The organism is Bombella apis, from assembly GCF_018221685.1.
GTDB lineage: Bacteria > Pseudomonadota > Alphaproteobacteria > Acetobacterales > Acetobacteraceae > Bombella > Bombella apis.
Genome location: NZ_JAGJTM010000003.1, coordinates 1 through 23301, shown reverse-complemented (window position 1 = coordinate 23301; position 23301 = coordinate 1). Strand labels below are relative to the sequence as shown.

24 protein-coding genes and 1 tRNA gene are annotated in these 23301 nt (G+C 46.3%); 15 read left to right on the top strand and 10 right to left on the bottom strand.

Features of this window, described 5'->3' with window-relative positions; all coding sequences use genetic code 11:
* The first annotated feature begins 209 nt into the window (after window positions 1-209).
* The 4 genes from J8Z04_RS01930 (at window position 210) to J8Z04_RS01915 (ending at window position 2039) form a co-directional block, all read left to right on the top strand.
* Complete coding sequence (locus J8Z04_RS01930) at window positions 210-542, top strand: hypothetical protein (protein WP_043560207.1); 333 nt, start codon at window positions 210-212, stop codon at window positions 540-542.
* 12 nt (window positions 543-554) lie between these two features.
* Window positions 555-1274: an orotidine-5'-phosphate decarboxylase gene (pyrF, locus tag J8Z04_RS01925; RefSeq protein WP_086441613.1), complete on the top strand. Its 720-nt coding sequence runs from the start codon at window positions 555-557 to the stop codon at window positions 1272-1274.
* Entirely contained in the window at window positions 1271-1924 is a 654-nt protein-coding gene (locus J8Z04_RS01920) for a phosphoribosylanthranilate isomerase (protein ID WP_192848185.1), read from the top strand. The genes pyrF and J8Z04_RS01920 overlap by 4 nt, the downstream gene beginning before the upstream one ends.
* Before the next feature lie 24 nt (window positions 1925-1948).
* Window positions 1949-2039, top strand: a tRNA-Ser gene (locus J8Z04_RS01915).
* Window positions 2040-2135: 96 nt separating this feature from the next.
* Here the strand turns inward: J8Z04_RS01915 and nfsB are convergent.
* Window positions 2136-2792, bottom strand: coding sequence for an oxygen-insensitive NAD(P)H nitroreductase (gene nfsB / locus J8Z04_RS01910; RefSeq protein WP_192848184.1), 657 nt, complete (start codon window positions 2790-2792; stop codon window positions 2136-2138).
* Between the two features lie 359 nt (window positions 2793-3151).
* On the opposite strand from nfsB, the gene bfr reads away from it, so the two are divergent.
* A complete protein-coding gene (bfr, locus tag J8Z04_RS01905) occupies window positions 3152-3646 on the top strand; it encodes a bacterioferritin (RefSeq protein ID WP_081563135.1) in 495 nt (164 codons plus the stop codon).
* Window positions 3647-3683: 37 nt separating this feature from the next.
* Here the strand turns inward: bfr and J8Z04_RS09480 are convergent, their stop codons facing one another.
* On the bottom strand, window positions 3684-3947 hold the full coding sequence (locus tag J8Z04_RS09480) for a (2Fe-2S)-binding protein (protein ID WP_227431460.1): 264 nt from the start codon (window positions 3945-3947) through the stop codon (window positions 3684-3686).
* Between J8Z04_RS09480 and J8Z04_RS01895 the strand changes: the two genes are divergently transcribed.
* The 3 genes from J8Z04_RS01895 (at window position 3895) to gpmA (ending at window position 6637) form a co-directional block, all read left to right on the top strand.
* Complete coding sequence (locus J8Z04_RS01895; RefSeq protein WP_192848362.1) at window positions 3895-4347, top strand: hypothetical protein; 453 nt, start codon at window positions 3895-3897, stop codon at window positions 4345-4347. The genes J8Z04_RS09480 and J8Z04_RS01895 overlap by 53 nt on opposite strands.
* A 51-nt stretch (window positions 4348-4398) precedes the next feature.
* Complete coding sequence (locus J8Z04_RS01890; protein WP_081563132.1) at window positions 4399-5694, top strand: MFS transporter; 1296 nt, start codon at window positions 4399-4401, stop codon at window positions 5692-5694.
* A 190-nt stretch (window positions 5695-5884) separates the two neighbouring features.
* A complete protein-coding gene (gene gpmA / locus J8Z04_RS01885; protein WP_081563131.1) occupies window positions 5885-6637 on the top strand; it encodes a 2,3-diphosphoglycerate-dependent phosphoglycerate mutase in 753 nt (250 codons plus the stop codon).
* Window positions 6638-6706: 69 nt separating this feature from the next.
* Here gpmA and J8Z04_RS01880 read toward each other — a convergent pair whose 3' ends face one another.
* Window positions 6707-8011 (bottom strand): LTA synthase family protein, encoded by a 1305-nt coding sequence (locus J8Z04_RS01880; protein WP_192848182.1) that lies wholly within the window; start codon window positions 8009-8011, stop codon window positions 6707-6709.
* A gap of 385 nt (window positions 8012-8396) precedes the next feature.
* On the opposite strand from J8Z04_RS01880, the gene J8Z04_RS01875 reads away from it, so the two are divergent.
* The 4 genes from J8Z04_RS01875 to J8Z04_RS01860 are packed head-to-tail and all read left to right on the top strand — an operon-like array spanning window position 8397 to window position 13317.
* A complete protein-coding gene (locus tag J8Z04_RS01875; protein ID WP_192848181.1) occupies window positions 8397-9521 on the top strand; it encodes a capsular polysaccharide export protein, LipB/KpsS family in 1125 nt (374 codons plus the stop codon).
* The gene (locus J8Z04_RS01870; RefSeq protein WP_408610205.1) at window positions 9514-10878 is read left to right on the top strand and encodes a capsule biosynthesis protein; all 1365 of its coding nucleotides are present in this window, start codon (window positions 9514-9516) and stop codon (window positions 10876-10878) included. Before J8Z04_RS01875 ends, J8Z04_RS01870 begins: the two co-directional genes overlap by 8 nt.
* 1 nt (window position 10879) lies before the next feature.
* Window positions 10880-12109, top strand: a complete 1230-nt coding sequence (locus J8Z04_RS01865; protein WP_192848180.1) for a glycosyltransferase family 4 protein — start codon at window positions 10880-10882, stop codon at window positions 12107-12109.
* A gap of 8 nt (window positions 12110-12117) precedes the next feature.
* Complete coding sequence (locus J8Z04_RS01860; protein WP_192848179.1) at window positions 12118-13317, top strand: glycosyltransferase family 4 protein; 1200 nt, start codon at window positions 12118-12120, stop codon at window positions 13315-13317.
* Here J8Z04_RS01860 and J8Z04_RS01855 read toward each other — a convergent pair.
* Genes J8Z04_RS01855 through J8Z04_RS01830 form a run of 6 tightly spaced genes read right to left on the bottom strand, consistent with a single transcriptional unit; the run spans window position 13293 to window position 20200 of the window.
* Complete coding sequence (locus J8Z04_RS01855; protein WP_192848178.1) at window positions 13293-14588, bottom strand: glycosyltransferase family 4 protein; 1296 nt, start codon at window positions 14586-14588, stop codon at window positions 13293-13295. The two genes, J8Z04_RS01860 and J8Z04_RS01855, sit on opposite strands and share 25 nt — an antisense overlap.
* Window positions 14589-14603: 15 nt before the next feature.
* On the bottom strand, window positions 14604-16211 hold the full coding sequence (locus J8Z04_RS01850) for a glycosyltransferase family 32 protein (RefSeq protein ID WP_192848177.1): 1608 nt from the start codon (window positions 16209-16211) through the stop codon (window positions 14604-14606).
* Window position 16212: 1 nt separating this feature from the next.
* Window positions 16213-17427 carry a glycosyltransferase family 32 protein gene (locus tag J8Z04_RS01845; protein WP_192848176.1) on the bottom strand — a complete coding sequence of 405 codons (1215 nt, stop codon included), beginning with the start codon at window positions 17425-17427 and terminating at the stop codon, window positions 16213-16215.
* A gap of 22 nt (window positions 17428-17449) precedes the next feature.
* On the bottom strand, window positions 17450-18118 hold the full coding sequence (locus tag J8Z04_RS01840; RefSeq protein WP_277354975.1) for an ABC transporter ATP-binding protein: 669 nt from the start codon (window positions 18116-18118) through the stop codon (window positions 17450-17452).
* A gap of 1 nt (window position 18119) precedes the next feature.
* Entirely contained in the window at window positions 18120-18944 is an 825-nt protein-coding gene (locus tag J8Z04_RS01835) for an ABC transporter permease (RefSeq protein WP_192848174.1), read from the bottom strand.
* An 8-nt stretch (window positions 18945-18952) separates the two neighbouring features.
* A complete protein-coding gene (locus J8Z04_RS01830) occupies window positions 18953-20200 on the bottom strand; it encodes a capsule biosynthesis protein (RefSeq protein WP_192848173.1) in 1248 nt (415 codons plus the stop codon).
* Window positions 20201-20417: 217 nt separating this feature from the next.
* Here J8Z04_RS01830 and J8Z04_RS01825 point away from each other — a divergent pair, with 217 nt between their 5' ends.
* Window positions 20418-21671 carry a polysaccharide biosynthesis/export family protein gene (locus tag J8Z04_RS01825; protein WP_192848172.1) on the top strand — a complete coding sequence of 418 codons (1254 nt, stop codon included), beginning with the start codon at window positions 20418-20420 and terminating at the stop codon, window positions 21669-21671.
* A gap of 153 nt (window positions 21672-21824) precedes the next feature.
* Entirely contained in the window at window positions 21825-22493 is a 669-nt protein-coding gene (locus tag J8Z04_RS01820; RefSeq protein ID WP_192848171.1) for a sterol desaturase family protein, read from the top strand.
* A gap of 107 nt (window positions 22494-22600) precedes the next feature.
* Here J8Z04_RS01820 and J8Z04_RS09425 read toward each other — a convergent pair whose 3' ends face one another.
* Window positions 22601-22735, bottom strand: a complete 135-nt coding sequence (locus tag J8Z04_RS09425; protein WP_256462231.1) for a hypothetical protein — start codon at window positions 22733-22735, stop codon at window positions 22601-22603.
* Between J8Z04_RS09425 and J8Z04_RS01815 the strand changes: the two genes are divergently transcribed.
* A partial coding sequence (locus J8Z04_RS01815; RefSeq protein WP_212125559.1) for a glycoside hydrolase family 66 protein occupies window positions 22723-23301 on the top strand: 579 nt, incomplete at its 3' end. The genes J8Z04_RS09425 and J8Z04_RS01815 overlap by 13 nt on opposite strands.

The following is a 23301-nucleotide window of genomic DNA, read 5'->3' as shown; positions in this document are numbered from 1 at the left end:
AGACGACGCCTGAGCGCCTAATACCAGAGTTTCCCCTTTTTAGGGAGGATAACTACACCTCCTTTCATCAAGATCATGTAAAGGCAAAACAGATGGATGACAGAATGGGCGAGTTCTTCTAGAGTCCGCCAACAACATTCACCAGCATTCTTCATGACCCTCTTGGTCCATCTTGTTTACTGCCACAAGGCAGGGTAGGAGCAATCCGCATGATTCGCCTTCTGATCATCGTTCTTTTTCTGGCCTTTACGGCCATTTTCGCCATGAGCAATCTTGATGATGCCACCGTCTGGCTGGCCTCATTCGGCTTCTCCATCAAAATGGGAAAACTCATCACCCTGCTTGCCGTGCCGTCCCTCGTGCTGGGGCTGCTGCTTGGCCTGACAGGCGAACTGCGCCAGCGTCGCCGCGCCCGCAAGGCCGAATCACAGCTGCGTACATCCCAGAAACAGCTGATCGAGCTGCATCAGCGGCTCGACCAGCTCAAGGCGGGCAGTGTTGCTCCCACTTCTGATGCGATCCAGCCTTCTTCACAGAAATAAGACCATTTCCTCATGTCTATTCGTCGTACCCGCCTCATTGCCGCATTGGATACCGCCTCCCACGACCAGGCCCAGCACTGGGCAGCAGCGCTGGAAGGCAAGGTTGATGCCATCAAGCTTGGTCTGGAATTCACCTATGCCTGCGGGCTGGATGCCGTAAAAAGTCTGGCCGCCCGGCAAGAGCTTTTTCTGGATCTGAAGCTGCATGACATTCCCAACACGGTTGCCTCTGGCCTCCGGGCTCTGGCTCCCATCCAGCCGAGCCTGATGACCATTCACGCACTTGGTGGTGCCGAGATGATCAGCCGCTCCCGTGCAGTTCTGGAAGAGGCTTTCGATGACGGGCGGAAGCGCCCCAAGCTCCTTGCTGTGACTGTACTGACCAGCATGAATGAGGAAAGCCTTGCGGAGATAGGCATCAACACCACACCGCTAAAGGAAGTGGTACGGCTGGGCCGGATGGCTGTCCGGGCCGGAGCTGATGGTCTGGTCTGTTCAGCTCATGAAATTACGGCGCTGCGTGATGCTCTGGGTGACGGACCAGCACTTGTCGTTCCGGGCATTCGTCCCGCAGGCAGCAGCACGGATGACCAGAAGCGCATCATGACACCAGCACAGGCAGCACGGGCTGGTGCCGACTGGATCGTGGTTGGCCGTCCCATCACCCGGGCGAATGATCCCGCCGCCGCCGCACAGGCCATTCAGGATGAATTGCAGGCTGCGACCTTGTGAAGGTTGACGTCAAAATCTGTGGTCTGACACGGGCAGAAGATATGGAAGCCTGTGCCGTATCGGGTGTGCGCTGGGTTGGTCTTGTGTTCCATTCCACCTCCCCCCGTTTTGTCCGACCAGAACAGGCAGCCCGGCTGCATGAGGCCATAGCGTCTCCCTCTGCGGGGGGGCCTCTTCGTGTCGGGCTTTTTGTGCGGCCAACCCATGAGCAGATTGCTGCCGTTCTGGAGCGTATCCCTCTGGATATTCTGCAACTCTATACAGATGAAGCCACTGCTTTCACCCTGAAAGAGCAGACAGGTCGGCCCGTCTGGTTGGCCCGTGGCGTCGCCCAGCAGCACGATCTGCCTGTCTCGAAAGCCATGGATGGGTATGTCATCGAAGCACCTGCCCAGAAAGGAGATACCCGCCCCGGTGGGCTGGGGCGTGTGTTTGACTGGACGCTGACACGCCAGTGGCAGGCTCCTGCTCCGTGGCTTCTTGCCGGTGGACTGACCCCTGACAATGTGAGCGAGGCTGTACGGGTCAGCCGCGCCCAAGCCGTTGATGTCTCATCCGGAGTGGAAGAAGCTCCTGGAATCAAGTCTGCGCTTCTTATTGAAAAATTTGTGAAAAATTCTCAGAAAAAGGCTTGCACTCGCAAAGAATAATGGTATTGTCCCCCCATCGCTCGCGGAGAGATGGCCGAGCGGCTTAAGGCGCACGCTTGGAAAGCGTGTGTACGTTAATAGCGTACCGAGGGTTCGAATCCCTCTCTCTCCGCCACTTCCCCTTGAAAATCTGCTTTCCGTTCAGCGCTCCGAGTGCATGCCTGTAGACCCCACCGGAAGATCGTAATCCCCCGGTGAAGCCTTGTGTTGCTCAGGCCTTCGAAAAGATGCTCTCAGGTGCCAGGCGGGATTTCGGGCATGTCGCATTGGCATCTTTGTCAGAATGATAGCCAAGCGCAACAATGACCAGAGGTGTCAGCCCTTTTTCTTTCAGGCCGAATTCTTCTGAAATGACATCCGGCAGGAAGCCCTCAATTGGTGTTGCATCAACACCCAACAGCCCCGCGGAAAGCAGCAGAAAGCCCTGTGCCAGATAAACCTGTTTCTGGTTCCAGTGGGCGACATCGCCAGCATCCAGATGCTGCTGGACATACCCGGCACGGGCTGTATCCAAACGCTCACGGGCCGCAGCATCAGCGTAGCGTCCGTCCTGCTCTTCTTTGTCGAGCACTGTCTCAAGATAAGATTCCGGCAGCTCATTGCGGGCGCAGAGAACCACTACATGAGAGGCCTGCGTGATCTTGGGCCGATTATAAAACAGGGACCCGGAAGCTGGTGTTGCCTTGGCCAGACGCTGCTTGCCTGCATCATCATCGGCAATGATGAAATGCCAAGGCTGGGCATTGACCGAAGACGGGCTGTACCGCAGGGCTGCCAGCAGCTGCTGCACTGTCTCCTCCGGGATACGGCGAGCCGCATCGTAGGCCTTGGTCGTGTACCGTGTTTTCAGAACGTGGAGAAGATCCATGACATCCATCCTTCAGTTATGTGGGAATATGTTCTATTTATATCAAACAATAAGGATTTAGCAAACGATTCCATCCTGTTCCCAGTATCAAGATGGGGGGTGTGGGCATCAGGAGCAATGAAAAGAAAAACTTATGGGATAAACAGGATTTTTAAATATATATCGAAATGACAAGAAAAACCATGAAATACTCACCGTGCGATTTTGATAATCTTTCTTATAAAGTCTCTTTGATAATGATTATCAAGTACGAATACACCGTAATTTAATTTTTATATTGCAATCCGTAAAGTTGAAGACTATACCGACCTTCGTTGGAGATAATCCTACAGTTCATACTTCATGCGATGGAGAGAAAAATGGCCGCAAAAGACCCGAAAGTAATTGAATATCTCAATGCTCAGCTTGCCAATGAGCTGACAGCCATCAACCAGTACTTCCTTCATTCCCGCACCCTGAACCATTGGGGCGTCACCAAGCTGGGCAAGAAGGAATATGAAGAGTCCATTGAAGAAATGCGTCATGCCGACTGGCTGATCGAGCGCATCCTCTTCCTGGGTGGACTGCCGAACCTGCAGCATCTGAACCCGCTGCACATTGGCGAGAATGTCAAAGAGATCCTGGAATGTGATCTGAAGGTCGAGGCTCTGGCTCTGGAGAAAATCCGCGAGGGCATCGCCTATTGCGAAAGCGTCCGTGACTTCGTGTCCCGCGACCTGCTCTTCCGCATCCTCGCTGACGAAGAAGCCCATGAAGACTTCATCGACACCCAGCTGGACCTCATCAAGCAGATCGGCCTGGAACGCTACATTACGCTGAACTCTGAAAGCGCCGACCAGAATAGCGGCCACTGATCACTGTCAGAAGCCAGACTGATGAAAGAAGCCTCTCTTAAAGGGAGGCTTCTTTTTTTTGTATCGGGTCATCACCATTGGCTATCTGTGCAGCCATCCCCTGCTCTATTGCCATAGTTGTCGGGCAGGGACAGGTTTTCCGCTTTGCTTCTTTCAGAAGGCAGGCGACTCCCTTTACACAGTTGCCGCATTTCACCTGACACTTACGGGCAGAGTAAACCTCGGAGACTTTCACAACTCCGGCCTGAATGGCCGCCTGCACGTCCCTGTCAGACAATCCGTTGCATGAGCATATAATCATCTGGAGCCCGCCTTCCATTCTGCTGCACTCCTGTGACGCTAATGATAATGACATTCTTTCGCAACTTAATTCTCTCCTTTCTTTTTCGAAGGATTTTCAGAATGATAACGAAATGGGTATGAAAAAATTCAGGTTTCACCGAAAACAGAAAGTGATTCATGACACGACCATGGAATATCTCTACCATTCGCCAGATATCCCGGGCGATAAGGGAGAACTGGTCGCTGAATATACAAAATTGAAAAAAAATCATCTTTATGATATCAGAAGCGTACTTCTGCGTCTGGACAGGCATACTGAATTCCTATTTCAGGGCTCCAATAAAACGCTTCCTGTACGGACGCTAATTCAAGGGCCTGAGCACTCTCGTAAGGCCAGTCAATCATCTATTGAGGAATGAAGCGCCACGGACTGGCTTTTTTCATCCCTCCCCAACCAATGGAGAGATTTCATGGCAGGCACGCCAGACAAGAAACCACACTTTGTTGAAAAAATAGGCATACCGGCCGCCCTGTTCTGGGCCTTTGTCGGACAGCTTCTCTTCATGGTCGGCGATGGTGTCGAGGCGGGATACCTGGATACGTTCATGCTGCACACCGGCCACCCCCAGAGTTTCGTCAACGAGCTTTTCACTTTTTACGGCATCACCGTGATGATTGCCGCCTGGTTTGCCGGGCCACTATCCGATCTCATGGGACCTAAAAAGGTCATGTGGAGCGGTCTGGTCCTATGGGCTGTCCTGGAGGTCTGCTTCCTTGTTTTTGGGCTTACCCCCAACAACAGTACATGGATATTGACGTTCTATGCTCTCCGCGGGTTTGCCTACCCGCTGTTCGCCTATGGTTTCTTGGTCTGGATTGCTGCAGCGACACCAACATCCATGCTTGGAGCGGCAGCCGGCTGGTTCTGGTTCTCTTTCTCTGCCGGCCTGCCTACTCTCGGCTCCCAGTTTGCCCGTTTTGCGATTCCTGCCATCGGTGAAATCAACACCTTCTGGTGCTCTCTGGGGCTGGTTGTTCTCGGCGGACTGATCGCCCTGCTTTTCACAAGGGAGCCAACCGGCAATCGCCGTCTTCTACCTGCCGATGTTCCTGCCCGACAGATCTTTCTGGGCTCCATCAGCATCATCTGGCGTGAGCCCAAAACTCTCATTGCCGGTATTGTCCGCACGGTTGATACATCATCGGAATATGCCTTTCTGGCCATCATGCCCGGCTTTTTTGTCGATCATCTGGGGTTCACGCTCGGGCAGTGGCTCAACCTGCTGTCACTCATCTTTTTGAGCAACATCATCGTCAATCTGATTTCAGGCATGGTGGCGGACAAAATGGGCTACCGCTTCGTCGTGGCTGTTTTTGGAGGTATCGGTGGCTTCATCACCATTCCCCTCTTCTATTATGTTCCCCTCTGGTATCCGGGCAATTTCGCAGCGGCTGCGGTTGTGGGCATACTTTATGGAGCCTCCATCGCTGCCTTCGTTCCTCTCTCCGGTCTTATGCCCCAGATCTGCCCACGGGAGAAAGCCGCTGCGCTGTCCATACTCGGGCTGGGCGCTGGAGCGTCGACATGGGTAGGGCCTGCCATTGTTTCCCTCTGCGAAATGATTTTCGGCGTCGGCATGGCCTACGTCATCTGGACATTTGCCATCATCTATCTGCTGACCGCCGGTCTGACCATGACACTGACCGTTTCATCAGAGGCTCGCCGTTTTACCGAAGAGCAGGAAAAGAAGCAGGGAACCCCCTGATCATCCCTTCCATGCCCGATCAGAACAAAGGCCATCCCCTGCGGGTGGCCTTTTTCTCTCCGTCCCTGTCATGCCTCATAACGGCTATGCTCTGACAGACGGCATGAAGTGAGGCTGAGCCCTTGCAGTTCAGGCTGTAGTGGCGCAATCTCCCAGTGTTGCTAAAACCTTATACATTAAGGAGATCATCATGGCCGTAACAAAGCTTGTTCTGGTTCGTCATGGGGAAAGCCAGTGGAACCAGGAAAACCGCTTCACTGGCTGGTATGACGTCGACCTGTCAGAGAAAGGGCGCAGCGAAGCCAAAGCTGCCGGCCAGTTGCTGCACAAGGAAGGCTATTCCTTCGATTACGCTTATACCTCCGTGTTGAAGCGTGCCATCCATACACTCTGGAACATTCTGGACGGTGTGGATCAGGCATGGCTGCCCGTTGAGAAGAACTGGCGTCTGAATGAACGTCATTATGGTGCTCTCCAGGGCCTCAACAAGGCTGAAACAGCCAAGAAATATGGCGATGAGCAGGTCAAGCAGTGGCGCCGTGGTTTTGCTGTCACGCCGCCTGCTCTGGAGCGTTCCGATGAGCGTTTCCCCGGTCATGATCCGCGTTATGCCCATCTGAGTGCTGATGAGCTGCCCGTCACGGAAAGTCTGGCCCTGACCATTGAGCGTGTGATTCCCTACTGGGAGAAGACCATCCTGCCGCGCATCAAGAAGGGCGAGAAGGTCATCATCGCTGCTCACGGCAATTCCCTTCGTGCTCTGGTGAAATATCTGGACAACATGACGGAAGATGAAATCCTGAACCTGAACATTCCTACAGGTGTGCCGCTGGTTTATGAGTTCGATGAGAACTTCAAGCCGGTCAAGCACTACTATCTGGGTGATGCCGAGGAAATTGCTGCCAAGGCAGCAGCTGTCGCCAACCAGGGGAAAGCCAAGTAATCCTCTCTGGCGTATGAAAAGAAGAAGGGCGCCTCTTCATCAGGCGCCCTTTTTTTATAGCGTATCTTTTCAGGAGCTGACGTGATGAAGAATGCTCCGATGGAGCTCGGCAGGTGTTACATCTACAGGCTCAGATGATACGCGACTTCCCTCTGGCCCATTGGGCCGCAGTATGACATAGGGTGTCCCCCTCTCCAGTCCTTCAACAGCGGGCAATGCTTCCAGCGCCGGACGATGGTCCCCAAAGAATACCAGCATGATGTCCCGCCCGCTCCCTTTGATCTCTGCAAGCAGTTCCCGCAACATGGCATCACCATTCTGCACGTGCTGATGCCACGCTTCTGCACCACTCGATTGCTCCAACCGCCCTTTCTTCCAGGGACCATGATTTTCGATTGTCACACAGTAGGCCAGAAAATGATCGTTTTTCTGGAGATATGTCAGCAGCCGTGCTGTTAGCGCAGCATCACCTACATACGGGCCAACCCTGTCCTGCTCGGAAAAACATTCCCGCCCGATGACGTCATTGAACCCCCATAAGGGCAGCAGACGATTCCGACCATAAAAACGCAGATCATAGGGATGCAGGAAAAGAGCCGTTTCATAAAAATGTTTCAGACGATTCGGCAGGGCATGGGACGGAGACTGATCCGCTGTCAGGAATGGATCAAACCGGCGATATGAGAGCATCTCCTCATCATCGCCACACAGAACCCCATATTCACTACGCATCGTATAGGCACCTAATCCGCTAGGCAGGAGCCTTCCCCATTGTACCGCTTCCTGCCGACATCGGACGAGCTCTGGCAGAGGCGACCACTCATTCTTCAGCTCCGCAGGATCGGCAAATGATTCACACTGGATGACGATGACAGACTCTGGTGCGGCAGCCGTCCGCAACAAGGCAGGCCTGACGGGTAGCGGTGCCAGCTCATGGCAGCGCCAGGCATAAAGCAGCAGTGTTGGCAGCAGCCCTCCCTCACGCACATCCCGCCACACGTCCGGCCCTGTTTCATCGGAACGACTTCCCCGTGCCAAGAGCCACCAGAGGCATAGTCCCACGGCGACTGCCTCGATACAGCCCATCAGCCGTAACCCGACAGACAGTGATGAAGCCCATGCAAGCAGGTAGAGCACCCCTGCACCACCAGCTACGACAACACACCGCACAGCAGGCGGAATGCCCTGAAGATAAAAACGTGGATGCTTCATGAACGCATCGATCAGGGCAAAGTCCGTGAAAACCAAAGGTTCATTCAACAGGCGCAGCTTCAGGTTGGATGCCGTTACCAGAAGCCCCATCAGGATGGCACTCAGCAGCAGGGAAAGCCAGATGACACCTGTCAGGCAAAGAAAAATACCGGTTGCCATCATGACTGGAAAACAGCGTAAAAGGACCAGGGAGGGCTTTCTTACAATACGGACAGGGTGAACAAAAAGGTCGATACCTTCTCCAATGACAAGGCTCCCTACAATCATCAAACATAATTCTATAATGTAATATGACATTGAAGATACTGGAACTCCGAAAGAAATGACAGAATAAACGGATTCATGAAGTTTTCCCCTGGACATTTCAGGGATGGATTGATCAATGAAATGGAAATTTTGCCAATAAACTCCACTTATCGGTCGAATTATTATTCAATCGTGGAAATTAAATTATATTCACCACCCCTCTCTTCCCAAAAAAAAGACTTCCTGATAACAAGCTAGTGTTTCTACCACCTGTCCGGTATGGAAAAGGCCCCATTTCACCATGTCATGCCATGTCCCTGCGTCTGGAGCCAGAGCCATCAGGCCTGTCGTAGCCTGCCATGGAATAGCATGGTGGAAACAGCGCCGCATTCGTTCTTTTCTTGAAGGAAGAGACCCCATCCGGTTTTTCTGGTCGTCCCGTCGGGCTCTGGCCTATGCCCGGAAAAAGAATGCTGGACTGGCTATTTGGGCAAACCGCATCACACCAGCCCTGCAGGCACAGGCTTATGCCATGCGGGTGCCCCTCTTCTTCGTGGAAGATGGCTTCATCCGGTCCATGGGACTGGGAAGCGGGTTTCTGCCTCCATGCTCCATTATCCTGGACAGCCAGGGCGCTTATGTTGATCCCTCCCATCCCAGTGATCTGGAGGACATGCTGAGAGATACCGAGGTTGCACCAGCCCTCCGTAGAAGAGCCGATACTCTCATGGAGCGCCTCAAAACGCTTCATGTTTCCAAATATGCCGCTACGCCTGATTCATCTCCCGCCAAAATAGAGCATCCTGAGGGCGTGCCGGTCATTCTGGTTCCGGGGCAGGTTGCTGGAGATCTGTCTGTCGTAAGAGGCGGAGGCAAGATTACGGATAATCTCGCCCTACTGCGTGAGGTTCGCCGCAGGAATCCTAGAGCATGGATCATCTATCGGCCCCACCCTGATGTGGAGGCCGGCCATCGTTCCGGTCATCTTTCCGAAGCAACCATTCTTGCCTACGCCAACAGCATTGACCGCAGTGGCAGCATGAGCCAGCTCCTTACACATGTTGACGAGGTACACACCCTCACATCCCTGACAGGTTTTGAGGCGCTGATACGTGGCAAAAAGGTTACAACATACGGTGCCCCCTTTTACGCTGGCTGGGGACTGACAACACATCTGGGACCATCTCTTCCCCGCCGGGGGCGTCAACTGGATGTAACAGACCTTGCTGCAATCGCCCTTATTCTGTATCCGCTCTATATCAATCCAGAGACAGAACAGCGATGTGACGTGGAGGAGCTGATTGACTGTTTTGGCAAGACTGAGCTCTGGAAGCTAACATACGCCATGAAATTACGGCAGAGGCAGGGCCAGCTACGCCGTTGTTTCACACATTTCATTTCATCATGCCGGGCCCCTCATGCTTGACAATACCCAGACAACATATTCTGGCCACCCTCCCGAAGAGACGGAACACGCCGAATATCCATCCAATTTTTTTGAAGATCCGAGCCTGACAGAAACCAGCACGCTTGTGCCCATGTCGCTCCAGATCCCCCCAAAAACAAAACGCAATTTCCTGCTGCTCCAGGGGCTCATGGGGCCTTTTTTCCAATCTGTTGGCCGTGCCCTGAAAAAACGGGGGCATAATGTGTGGAAAATCAACTTCAATGGAGGGGATGAGCTTTTCTGGCGTCTGGGAGGTGGTATTGCCTTCCGCAGCAATTATGGGACATGGCCCGCCTTTCTGGGGCATATCCTGCAAAAACATCACATCACGGACGTGCTGCTGTTTGGTGACTGCCGGGAACTCCATCGGCAGGCCATCCTCATCTGCCGTGAAATGAATATTGCCGTCCATGTTTTTGAGGAAGGCTATATCCGGCCAGACTGGGTCACCCTGGAACTTGGTGGCGTTAACGGTAATTCCACGCTACCCAAAGACCCTGACTGGTACTATCAGCGTGCCAGCCAGCTGCCTCCTGCCGCCCCACATGAGCCTGTCCCCTCCTCCTTCCCACGTCGTGCACTGGAAGGCGTGGCCTATAATGCGGCCACCATTCTTCTGAAGTGGCGTTTCCCGCATTGGACAGATTATCGTCCCTGGCCGCCCCTGGTGGAAGGCGTTGGGTGGTTGCGACGCCTCTGTCGCCGTAAAAAGGCTAAAAAACGCAGTCACGAACTGACTGAATGGCTGGTTGAAGGGCCCAAGCCTTACATGCTGTTCCCTCTGCAACTGGATGCCGATGCCCAGTTACGCCTGCATTCTTCCTATTCAGGCATGGCGGAAGTCATCACCGAAGTTCTTGTATCCTTTGCCAAGAATGCCCCACTGGAGATGCGTCTTGTCATCAAAGAACATCCGCTCGACAATGGTGTGCAGGACTGGAAGAAACTTGTCCAGCGACTTGCTGCTGCGCATGGTGTCAGCAATCGTGTGGATTACATGGAGCTTGGAGATATAGCCAGGCTTGTGCGTCATGCCCGTGGGGTCGTAACCGTTAACAGCACGACTGGTACCCTAGCTCTGGCTCATAATGTCCCTGTCATTACCTTGGGTCACGCCATTTACGACATGCCGGGACTGACTGCGCAATCGACATTGAAAGCTTTCTGGCGGGCACCCCAGCGACCTGACCCACTCATCTTTGCGGCTTTTCGTCGTGTACTGATTGATCAATGCCTTATCCCTGGAGGTTTCTTCTCTGAAGAAGGGCTTGAAAAGCTGACGTTAAGTACCATTTCCCGTTTGGAAAATTATTCCACATGCAGAAGGGTACAATAAAATGACAGTACCATCAATTTCATTTATTCTTGACATATCACGCTTGCTCTCAAGAGCAGGATCTGCAGTTCCTACGGGGATTGATCGAGTTGAACTCGCTTATGCTGAATACCTTTTAACACATCATCAAGATCAAACCTATTTTGTCGCCCTTTCTTTAACTGGACGCCTTGGAAGACTTCCACGCAGTACTGTTACCACGTTTATCTCAAATTTACTTAATGGATGGAATTTAGGTCACAAAGAGAAAATAGCGGAAGCAAAGAATATTGCAAAAAAACTAAAAATATATTTGTTTTTTCCTAACGCTTTGCCTGATATTAATGGTATAAAATTCTATTTTCTAGTATCTCACCATCATTTAATGCATAAAAAAATAATAAGAAATTTTCTTTCTAAGACAGGATCCTACTTCATACCCATGGTACATGATCTTATTCCTATTGAATATCCAGAGTACTCACGACCTCGCGAAAAAATACGTCACAAAGCCCGTATGGATAGCGTCATAGAACTGGCTCGAGCTGTAATTGTACCAACTGACTCTGTGAGAGAATCATTAAAGCCATTTTTCTCCCAAGCAAACCGCCATGGCATCCCTATTTGGAAAACACCACATGGGGTCCATAAGCAGGCCATCTATCATACTAATCAAGAGTGCAAAAATTATAAATATAAAAAGCCATATTTCGTGTATATCAGTACAATCGAACCGCGTAAAAACCATCTTTTGTTGCTCCATTTGTGGCGTTACCTTGTCCAGCAACGTGGGGAAGAGGCCGTCCCCTATCTTATTCTTATTGGTAAGCGTGGATGGGAAAATGAAAATATTCTAGACCTATTAGAAAGGTCACCAGCTTTGCAGAATCTTGTTATAGAGGAAAGTGGTCTTTCTGATGAATGTGTTGCCTCCTTATTAAGATATTCTAACGGTCTTCTTTTCCCAAGCTTTACAGAGGGTTATGGTTTACCGCTCACAGAAGCTATGAGTCTGGGAGTGCCCAGTATTTGCTCCAACATTCCTGCATTACGTGAGATAGGCCAAAATATTCCATCCTATGTGTCTCCACTTGATGCAACAGAGTGGGAAAAAATAATAGACGACTTTTCACAATACGGCCCTCTATGGCAGGCTCAAAAAGAGCGCCTTAAAAAATGGTCTCCCTTTTCATGGTCTCAGAGCGTAGCTCTTACTCTCTCTCACTGTCTCACACTAACCCAAAACGACTAATAAAAATAATGGATAATTCTTTTCTTTCATCCCACAGAAGCCACTCGACAATATGGTTTGATGGACGCAATATTGGACGTAGAAATGGGACTGGCGTTCAGTATTACGCAATCAATCATAGTAATGTAACTAGAGAACTTGGTTATAGTACAGCGTGGCTATTAGAAAGCATGGAGGGATATTCTAGCCTATCGATTGTATCTCGCATAATCGCTGCTCTACTTTCCCGTGCTCCTACAATAAGCAATATGTTTCAATCCGTCTGGGGAGATGCTTTCCTAGCAAACGACCTCTATCGTGTAGCACATCTTCATTATCGATATCATAAGCGACTTTTAAGACTAACCCCTCTTTCTCCACCAGACATAATGCACTGGACATATCCGCTTCCTCTTTTTATGGAAGGATGTCAAAATGTAGTCACAATTCATGATATAATTCCGCTTACACATCCTTCCTTAACAGGTATTGATCCTACTCGGTTTCGTAGAATTTTATCTTCTTTAATAGAAAGTCCTGTCCATTTTGTCGCCGTTTCAGAAACAGTTCGAAATCAAATAATTAATTTACTTTCTGTGCATCCAGATCGTATAACGACTCTATATCAACCCGTTGAATTTAGTAAACAAGTAAGAAATTCTATATCGAATGCTCCCCGAATTGCTCCAGCTGATTCATTTGTATTTTATGGTCGCATTGAACATCGAAAAAATATTGAAAGATTATTGGAGGCCCATGCTCTTAGTGGAACAAAAACCCCACTTATTTTAATTGGTCCTGATGGAGATGATAGACCGAATTATAAGCCGTATGGTTCAAGTAGCCAAGTAATTCGGTTACCATGGAGCAATCGTTTCTCTCTGTTACGGACTCTTCAAGAGTCTAAAGCCCTTCTTTTTCCAAGCCTTGCAGAAGGATTTGGACTTCCAATTATTGAAGCCATGTCATTAGGTGTTCCAGTTCTTACTAGCCGTGGAGGTGTTACAGAAGAAATTTCCGGTGATGCAGCCATGCTATGCGATGCTACTAATATAGTAGAGATGGCAAATTGCATAAATATACTCGATCAGCTAAGTGAGAACGACAAAAAAAGAATGATTAAGGCAGGATTAGAGAGAGCAAAATTCTTCTCTTCCAACCTGTATAAAAGAAATATTTCTTCTTTTTATGAAAAGATCAAAATCTATCCTTCTAATACTATACTATAAAATTCCAACAACCTCTTTTTATAATTCTCTTCATCAAAATAAACTGCACGCTCCTTACCCTTATCTTTTAATGAGTTGCAAAGAAAATCATCTTTATCTAATCGTTCGATTCCGGCTTTTATCGCATTAACATCATATGGATCAACCAATAGAGCTGCATCAGAAGCAACTTCTTTCAAGGCTCCAGTATTAGAGGTGAGAACAGCTGTTTTTAAATTAAAGGCTTCCAAAATAGGTAGACCAAAACCTTCAAATATGGAGGGAAATAACACAGCACGTGCATGTTGTATTAAAGACCTTAGTAATTTAACGGGAACATATGGAATATGAATAATCACCCCCATAGCAATTCCCTGCTCAAGAAATCTCAATTCCTCTTCTTCTTTCCACCCATTAGATCCTACCAATACTAAAGGACGATTAGTTTCAGATAATAAGAAGGCTTCTAATAAACGACCGATATTTTTTTTAGGCTCAAGCTGGCCAAAATATATAAAGTACCCCCCATCAGAAATACCAAATAGTTTATTTATTTCTCGCTCTGTCCGTTCATAAGAGATATCAGAAAGAGTAAATGGTGTCGATTGATATGTATTGAAAATCTTATTTCGAAACTTTGGAAAGAAATCAACAATAGTATCCTTAGAATATTCAGAAACCGTACAGATATAATCAGCCTCATTAGCTAATGAATTCATTAAATTATAATAATAAATCTTATTATCTAAAGTTGTATAAGGCATCTTCATTGGAACTATATCATGAATAGTATAAATATTTTTTGCTCCAATAACCTTAATAGGCAAAGGATACGTCCAATGCACTATATCTTGATTCATTGTATTTTTTATTTTTAAAAAGCATCCAGTTTTCTTAAAAAAACCAGCTGCCATCTGGAAAATAAAAGGAATATTAAAAATACAATCAAACGTAGGCATGTGCTCCTCAAAGGATCGTGCCTCCACGCAATTATTAAATCTAATCAACTCAGCTTTATGCCCCAAAAAATTGAAAGCCGTTTGTCGCCACCACCCAGGAGAATACAGCCGAGGCCTCCTGTATCGCATATCTGCAGCTAATTGATTAAAAAACATAACTTCCTGTAAATTCTCATTCAACCTCCTAGGGATATTTAGTCCATATAGTACGTTTACCTTAAATCCCATACTACTTAATGTCCTAGAAAGAACGCGACCGTAAGTAGCAACCCCCGTCCCTTTAGGAAGAGCTAAATTGAATCCATCAACTAGTACTCTAGGCGCAATTTTCATAAAACATCCCCTTTTCTAATCTGAAAACCTAAATAGATTCGTCCTAAATTTTAAGAAAGAAAACTTACTATTTTTTTCATATTTCTCCTCTGGGGCGGCCTTTACCTTTTCAAGAGAGAGTTGAGAAATTCCACCTTGAAAATCCCCGTCAACATACAACACGAACTCAACAAATTCTTTCCTCTTAGATAGAAAAAAATCATACGTCTCGTTAGAACGTTCCGCCTCAGTGGGATACCTGGTTTCAAAATTTTCGATTGTTTCCTGAGCAAAGGCAGCAGTTACTGCAATCTTTAGATTTTTAAAAACTGTTCCCTCAATGAATTTAATATTAAGTCGATAAAATCCTGCTTCCAAATCAACATGAGGGCCATACAAAATCTTACCAAGATCTTTTTTGGTAACAAGAATAGAATTCTCATCCTTCTTACCTCCATCAGCCAGACGTAGAGTAGGATGCCTAGCATCCCAAACATAATTGGAATTATCTTCAATAACTATACCCGTTACCCCTCCAAAAAAATCTCCAAAAGCACTCATCCTAAATTCAACGGATTTCTTATTAGAATCAAAATTAAAGAAAAAAACTTCTTTATCGTGCTCACTTACAAAGCCATAGTCAAAATCATATTCTCTATATATCGTATTTTCGGTTGCAATATCTAAAAAAATACGCCCATACTTGGTATTCGGCAAGAAGTTAAGAGTTATCTTATAGCTACCCGCAGGCAAATCAACATACGGACCAAAAAAAACTCTTCCTCGAGCATGGGAAACATAAATCACCCCATTTTCCTTTTTTATTTTTTTATTCCCTATAGGAATAATATGCTGATCACTAGCAAGCCACTCATAATTCTTTTCTCCAAATACTTTTTTTTGCTTCCAAAGAAGGCAGTAACTATTAGCTCCCTTAACACCCAATTCTGATATATTGCCCGCTACGCTCTTGTTTCTCAATGCGACAACCCTTCTATCAGGGCTTACAAAAGTGACATTCTGCACAAACCTTTCAGGCGTTATGTATCTAACTTCTCCAATATATTGATCGTCGATATCCAACATATTAGAATTCTCACTAATAACAGTAGCAAAGCTACGTCCCAAAAGAGGTGAGCCTGTAACATAATGATCATGTGGACCATAATATCTATTACGACAATTATTTACAATTTTTTCAATAAGTACCTTCCACTCCTTGCGTTTAGGTAAAGACCATAAAAGGCTATTTTGCAAACTAGCCCAACATTCCATTCCATCATATGTTTCATAAAAAGCGGCTACACCACACTGTCTCGGAATCTGCCATCTATTTAGCATGTACATAGAAAGATCAAAATATAACCCACCGTAAATATACATTAAACAATATCTAGCCAAATCACTTTTATAGGCATAAGGCGTCAAGGTATCAAAAGCTTTCAAAACATCTTTTGAAAAATGACGTTTAATAAATTCTCTTATTTCATTGCCAGACCACATTTTATATGCGGCTTGAGGATATAATGAACGAGCCACATCAATATGATGCTGAATAGTAGGAGAAAAACTACGGGGCAAGACAAAGTCATCAACAATAAATATTTGATGAAGATATTTTATTTCATGAAACTCATTTGACATTTCAAATTCCTCTCACAAATTTTAAAAAACCACCTAAAAGTCCAGAGGATACCCCCCTTTCTCCTGGAAGGGGAGGAAAAGACCTCTCTTGATTCTCTATTAGAATTTTCTTTATCCCCCCCAAAAAACCATTTGGCGTATAAATTTTAAATTCCACCTTCCGCCACAGTTCCTCGACATCAAACGTGTAGGAAAAAACATTGGAGACAAGCTCATCACAGGAAAAAACAATAGAATGGTGATCTATTTCAGAATAATTAGACACTATAGATAACTTTATTTCATCAAAAAAACTTTCCTCCTCGAAGACAATAGAGAATCTATATTTCCCTTTTGGGAGAGAAACGTATGGCCCATACGTCATACCCTCCTTCCTATCTAAGGAAATAATCTGCCCGCTTTCCGTTTTACTCAATCCACCTTTTACAAATATAAGAGGATCATCTGAATTCCATATCATAGGATTTTCAGCATAAACCTGCCGTGTATGCCAAAACTCATTATAATTATTAGAATTTTTGAGACCTATCTCCTTCAAATCTCCACCTGTTTTCTTATTCCGAATCGCTACAACAATACCCTCTCTTGATACGTACGTCATATTAATAATATCAGCCTCCGCAGTAACGCAACGTGTCTGACTTACATACTGACTATCTGCTTCTAGAGTATCCTTTCTAGAAGCCATAACAGACAAAAAGACCTTTCCCAACAAAACCGGACCTGTCGGATACAACGGATTGAAGCCGTAATATTTTTTACGACAGTTTTCCACTATGAGATCAATTGCCAAACGGAATTCTTCCCGTCGAGGCAACGCCCACAAAAGGCCAGTTTGAATTGCCGACCAACTCGGAGAAATAAAAGAAGGCTCCTTAAAGGCCGCAACATCCTTAGAGAAAGGTATATTCCAAGGCTTTAACAACAAGACACCAATATCAACACACAACCCTCCATAAACATACAACAAAGCATATTTAACAAGATCTGCTTTATAAGCATATGGACATAACGTCTCATAGGCCTCAAAGACAGAAGTAGGAAAATTTTTCTTCAAAAATTTTCTAATCGTCCTATCATTCCACAGCCTATATTTTGCCTTCGGATATATCTTTTTGATCGCTTGTCTATTATTTTTCACGAAATCAGGAAGTTTCCCACTTTCCTTGTCAAGAATCAAAATTTGATGAACAGCTTCTATTTTATGTGCTTTCATTAACGCTCACCTCAGCAAGTTTTCATAAGCTGTAATATTTTTCAATTCCCTCGTCAACAGAAGAAGAGAGAAATACCTTCTTGTCATGAATCAAAGCGGCCCTATTGCAGGTATGCTTAATAAAATCAGTATTATGCGAAACAATTAAGAGTGTCCTATCCGCACGTTTTGCAAAAAGCTCATCTTCACACCTTTGCGCAAAACGTGCATCTCCAACCATAATTACTTCATCAATCAAATAACAGTCAAATTCTATCGCCAGAGAAAGCGAAAAAGCCAATCGCGCATGCATACCTGATGAATATGTTTTTACAGGATCATAAAACTGTCTACCTAACTGGGCAAAGCCTTGCACATAATCCAAGGTCTCTTCATAATCTAAATGATAAACACGACAAATAAAACGCAGGTTATCATGCCCAGAAAGACTACCTTGGAAAGCCCCTCCAAAAGCCAACGGCCATGAAACCGTCATCCCATAATGAATTGTTCCACTAGTCGGCTTTTCAATTCCACCAATCATCTTAATTAAAGTAGATTTTCCTGCTCCATTTCGTCCCAATATTCCCAGCCTATCTCCATAATTAACCTCTAAATTTACACGATCTAAGATGAGTCTTCTTTTTTTTCCAACATGATAAGCTTTCGAAAGATCTTGACATATCAACCTACTCATCAACTTCGCCTCCATATTACGATAACTCTATATGAGGTCTAACTCTTAAACAAAGATACACCCCAACCATAAACGTAAGTAAAGACGTATAAGTCATAAAGCATATAGAATAATGTGGAACAACTTTAGAACCAAAAAATCCAGACCTCATCATTTCAATTCCATTGGCTATAGGAGAGGTATATTCAAGAACCCACCTATATTTTGGAGGGATCCAATCAATCATCACAAAAGCCCCAGTCCACGGCAGGGCAAGATATGTCAAAACACTAACCGTTTTCTCCAACAAATCAGAACGTTCAGTCAAATAGGAAAATATAAACGAAATACCATAAGTAAAAAAAACAACAAATCCAAACCCAGAAAGTGTTAAAGCCCAATCCTCTGGGAGTTCCATGTACCCCAATGAAACAGCACCGCAGAGAACAAGGATAGCAGCCATCATGACACCTATCACTTCCAAAGTAATACGTGCAGTAATGATATCTAGAGGAGTTACCAACCTATGATAAAGCAAGCTTGAATTAACAGCATAAGCTTTCGTTGATCTAACAACAGCATGCCGAAAAAGTACCAAAGGAACATATCCCGTAACAACCATAGCAGTCATCCGGAGACCATGCTCATGCGAAGGACGAACAAGTGTCCACATAATTGTCACCCCTCCGCAAAAAAGAATAGGTTCTCCCACCACCCAAAGAAATCCTATATTCTCACGACCATACCTTGTTAACGTTTCTCGCATAATTAACGCATAAATCACACGCAACTGCGTTAAAATGGACTGAGACAATGTCAAATTGACATGTTTTTTAGCGCTTCGTACCTTCTTGTTAACCATTTTTTCTCTCACTGAAGAGTATGCTCTTTCGCACCTGAGACAAGAAGAGACCCAATAACATAAAAAATCAGCATCGTTATGAAGGTCAACACAATAAACACAGCAGTTCGTGGATAAGCAGCATAATCTGGCAGACTGGGTTGAGCTACAACCGTGACATACAACATTTGACGATCCGCTTGAGCCTTCGCCATTTCCAAGGCCGTCGTCTCTGCTGCCAATTTTTTCTCAATTATCGTTTTTTTGACTGCCAGTTCATCATAACCAAGCAATTTAGGTACCAACGACCCAGAATTCATCTCATGACCAGTTATATGAGCCTGGGCATTTTTCATTTGCGTCTGAATTGATGCAATCCGCTGGGCATATACCTTCCTCAAAGGGCTATGCGGCGCCGTAAGATCCAGTTGTTTTTTTTCGGCTTCCATCATGGAAAGCGTTGCTTCTAAGGAAAGAGCTGTTCCCATCATAGGAACAGCCTGCTTCATTGGATCAATTGTTTCATTGCTATACCGATAAGCCGCCAACTGCATCTCCGTCTCGTGCAGTTCCTTCAAGGTTACGTCAAGCTCCGACTGTACAGCGTGTAAAGTATTATAGCGCTGCCGATCGTTCATCTCATTGACAAGTTTTTCACCAGCATCCAAGAGAGCTTGCGCCACCTTTTGCGAGTCTTCAGCTGAGAACGTGCGAACCTTTAAATGTGAAATCCCAGTCTCCTCATCAATTTGGGCTTTCACATGTGTTAAATAAAAAGAGTAGAAGCTCTCAAAATCATTGCGGGTAACTATAGAAGGAAATTTAGCCAAAAAATCCGCATATGACCGGGAAAAAACAGCCCTTAGATCAACCTTCTGAATCAGCATACGCAGCGCATCACGCGACATCATATAATCTTGAACAGCATACGTGTCCTGCGTACCTCCATGATTAGCCTCCAAAAGACCAACCATTCCACCAAATCCTGAACTATTTAATGATTTTCCACGTACCAAAAAATGTGTTTCTGAAACATACTGGGGGGAGGCAAAAAACCACAAATAAGAAGCAACCAGCAAGGTTGGGAACAAAACAACGACAGAAAACATCCATTGCTTACGGAACCACCTTGGCACCTTCATGATGAGCCCATTTACCACATACTCACCTAAGTATCGGATTGTTGATTTTGCAGATCCAGATGAAAGCTCAATGTTTCTCTCCTGAGAAGAAATCATCCGTCCCTCACTTTCAACCTCTGAGGCCGTATCACCCAATCTCCTGCCCTCCCCAATCATCCGCACAGAACTCATCCCGACGGTAGCCAGCACGCTCTTACCAATGCCAATCTTTACTCGTCAAGCTTCCTACAAAAATACCACTCTTAATATGGTCTTCCCTATATGCCGACGATACATGCTGGGCTTGCATCGTTTATAAAAAATGGATAAGAACGGGGCATCTTTTCAGAATTATCATCATCAGGACGATAAAATGATCCGGTTTTCCTCGTGTAGAAAAGCGTTCGCTCATAACGTAAGAGCATCTGCGTTGCTTTTCAGAGGTACAACTGGTTTGGCAGCTTTGCTTTTGGCCAGCTGCACCTGGGTTCCACGCTCCAGCCCAACACAAAAACAGGTCCACCAGTATACTAAATCTTCTGCCAATACGACGGCCCTTCATTATAGATTGTTTCCCGTAACACCCGAAATCGCCGACATACTCGCCTCCCAGGTGCGTCCACTAATCTCGACATTAGATAAAAGCAATCTTAGAGTTTCTCTTAATGACCACATCGGCGCAGGAGACATTTTGGGGATTACTATATTCGAACTAGGAAATGGTCTCTTTTCTTCATCCGACAGAAGTGTAAGCGGCACCAGCTCCAATGGTGAGAGTGTAATTGGCGCAGCACCTCGTATTTCATCGCAAAATCTCCCTCCCACTCAAGTGGAAGGAGATGGTACAATAATGGTACCATATGTTGGGAGAATGAATGTTTTGGGGAAAACTCCAAGCCAAGTGGCAATGATTATCCAAAATCATCTAAAAGACAAATCTCAAGATCCACAGGTTATGGTCCGTATTCAGAATGATATAGGGAATACTGTAATAGTTTCGGGAGAGATATTGCGACCAGGTCGTGTCGTTCTTTCTCTAGCGAATGAACATTTGTCAGATGTGATCGCTATCGCTGGAGGGGCCAAGTACCCACCAAAAGATTCACAGGTGGAATTGGTTCGACAAGGCAAGATTGGCGCAACTGATTTAGCAACTCTTGAGGATCATCCTGAGGAAGATATTAGAGCTGATCCTGGTGACCGCATCCGTGTTATCTATCAACCACGTACCTTCACTGCTTTTGGAGCTGTTGGACAAACCCAGCAAAGGAACGAAGTACAGTTTGGAACAGCTAATCTAAGCTTAGCGGGAGCCATTGCTCGAATTGGCGGACCAGCCGATAATAGAGCGGATGGAAATGCCGTCTATTTAATCCGCTACGAAGATGCAGAAATTTGTCGTCGTCTCGGGGTACCCATCAAGGAAGGTGAGCACTCAGCTCCAGTCATTTATGAAATTGATATGCTGAACCCTACGCAATATTTCTTGGCTCAGAAAATTCCTATGAAGGATCATGATGCTATTTTGATTGCTGATGCTGCTACGGATGCAATTTACAAGATAGATATGTTGATAGGCACATTCATGGGACAGGCCGCCACTATTGGTCTATATGGTGTTCGTTAAGAATCTGAAATATGGTATTGAAGGTCACTCTGGGTAGTACGCAGGGTTGGATTAGTCTGTTTTCCTATGACGGGATTCTCGCAAAGAGCGTAAGCTTTCGATCCTAAAAGTAGCTAATAATCGTCGATGTTGCCGGTTTGGAGCAGTGTAGTCATGTCAGAATCTTCTTCCAGACTTATTAGAACAGCCGATCCAACACAGCCTTCGATTCCACATCATAAGCTTTCAAAAAAAGCTCCTCCCGTTCGAATTTTTCGTCAGGATTGGATGGAGTCTTTGACATTTATCTCCTTTCGGACCTTCCTGTGTTGTTGTTTTGTATTTGAAAGCATAGTGTTAACTATAACAGTAGAATACAATGTGCACTTTTGGCATACCATACTATATATAGTCTATGGTTTGTTTATCTGGCTTTTGACAGAATATACACTCCATCGTTTTATCTTTCACTTTTCAAGTGAAAGAAAGATGATACAACGTCTTGTTTATATTTTCCATGGCAATCATCACATTCAGCCCAATCACCCTTATCGTACTTTGATGCCTGTCATAGTAACCCTTCCCGTTGGTTTGATCATTTGGGCCCTTTTTGTCTTTTTATTGAAAATTGGTTTAGGGAGTGCTCTCTTTTTAGGTTTTTATCTTGGTTATATTTTTTATGATTCTGTACATTTTGCAACACATAACTTTCAAATGAAACGTTTTCCTTTTTCTCTTTGGAAAAGACACCATTTACTTCATCATTATCGAACTGAAGAGCATAACTATGCTATTAGCGTACCTTGGCTCGATAAGGTATTTCGTACACACTTTAAGTTGTAGCTTATTTATTTAATAAATTTTACTCTTTTGTTGAGATTCTCATTTATAAAATTTAGACTACACATAGTATCAGTATACCGTCTTTCAAACTTGAGATACTTGCTCCATCAACTTTCTCTTTCAAAGGACAGGACACCGGTGAGCCGACCAACGCCGTGACGGACCGTGACGTGGAGGATGCCGCCTCCATCAGCCTGTCCGGCTGGTATCAGATTGAGGATGAAGACTGATGAAAAAGACACTGACCGCCACGGCCCTGCTGCTGGGCATGGCCGGGTCCGCCCATGCCGGTATCCTGAGCGGCACCCTCATCAGGAGGGTGATTGATGACCGGGCCTTCTATCAGCCCGGAGACAGGGCCACCATCAGCATCGAGATGACCAACACCACGGGAGCCGATTTCAACGGCAAGCTCAACCTCACAACATGCTCCCGTGGCCATCTGCTGGCCATCGACGCCCACAATGTCAGCATCCCGGACGGGGCCAGCCAGACCAGCAGCTTCACCATCACTGTGCCATCCCTCGTGGCCAACGGTTACCAGCTCTCCATCAATGCCCTCCAGGCTTCCGACAGCGGGTACGCCATGTGCACAGGGACGGGGAGCTCTTCCTCAGACCCGGTCGATGTCGCAAGCGGGGCCATCAACGTGGCCAACCATGCCCAGGATGACCCCATCGAGGGCTTCGTCGATCCGCAGGCCATGCAGTCCGTCACCGATTACGAAGCCGTCGCCCGCAACATGGCGCAGTATCACATCAACATCGTCCAGTTCTATGACTGGGGATCCCGCCATGACGCCCCCTAC